This is a genomic window from Priestia sp. P5_B4, from assembly GCF_056400385.1.
Window position 1 is genome coordinate 1 of sequence record NZ_JBFULJ010001188.1, and the last position, 934, is coordinate 934.

Below are 934 nucleotides of genomic sequence, written 5' to 3' on the forward strand. Positions count from 1 at the left end.
TATTATTACTTCGGATATAGCTTCAGTTCATGGTGGTCGATTTAAGAAAAAAGATATTCATTAATATCCCAGAATTCCTATTTCCCTTCAAGTTTATTGGGCGATGCCTGTCTGAAGCTCAAAAAGTGGGAAAAGGCAAAGGATGTTCTGGATAAGGAGATCGTGAAACAAGTGATTATGACCAAAATACATTATTTTACAGTTGACGAAACGAACTGTAATGATTAAAATTACAGTACAGCCAGTAGGTAATAGGGGAGGAAAAACACTGGAAATATTTAATGTCAAACTGTAATTTTTTTTATTTCATTTAAACCCTGAAGGAACAAGTATTCAGCAGAATAATAATTAAACCGAAGTTTTATCAACTAATAATAGTTTACCTAAGCGCATATTTGCCAAAATATTTTAAAAGGAGTGTGCAAAAGTATGGTAAATCTGTATTTGACACCAAGCTGTACTTCTTGCCGTAAAGCAAAAGCTTGGCTTGAGAAACATCATATTGACTATATTGAAAGAAACATAATATCTGATCCTCTTACAGTCAATGAAATTAAATCTATTCTTCGCTTGACAGAGGATGGGACTAACGATATTATTTCAACCCAATCAAAAATCTTTCAGGAATTAAATATAAATGTTGAATCTCTTTCGCTTAATGAATTCTATAACTTAATAATGAAGTACCCCCAAATGTTGCGCCGGCCGATTATACAGGACGAAAAAAGATTACAGGTTGGATATAACGAGGAGGAAATACGTAGATTTTTGCCTCGCAAGGTTCGCAATTCTTTGAACACCCAATTACAAAAAGTGGCTAATTAATAATTAAAGTTTTTGAAAGGAGGAAAAAAGAGATGATTCAAGTATTCGTTACAGTTAATTATAAAGATAGAAATTATCAAACCAATGTCCTTGTCAAAAAAGAACTTAC

Annotated in this window: 2 protein-coding genes; both read left to right on the forward strand. The window is 32.4% G+C overall.

Annotated features, from left to right (window positions below):
* Nucleotides 1–429: 429 nt before the first annotated feature.
* A complete protein-coding gene (spxA, locus tag AC1DRF_RS29830) occupies nt 430–825 on the forward strand; it encodes a transcriptional regulator SpxA (protein WP_427077256.1) in 396 nt (131 codons plus the stop codon).
* A 32-nt stretch (nt 826–857) separates the two neighbouring features.
* Nucleotides 858–934, forward strand: a 77-nt coding sequence (locus tag AC1DRF_RS29835; protein WP_477742550.1) for a BA3454 family stress response protein, incomplete at its 3' end; no start/stop codon positions are given.

What these genes read in the sequence shown, in the direction of transcription:
- spxA (WP_427077256.1), top strand. Translation starts at nt 430, where the DNA reads ATGGTAAATCTGTATTTGACACCAAGCTGTACTTCTTGCCGTAAAGCA.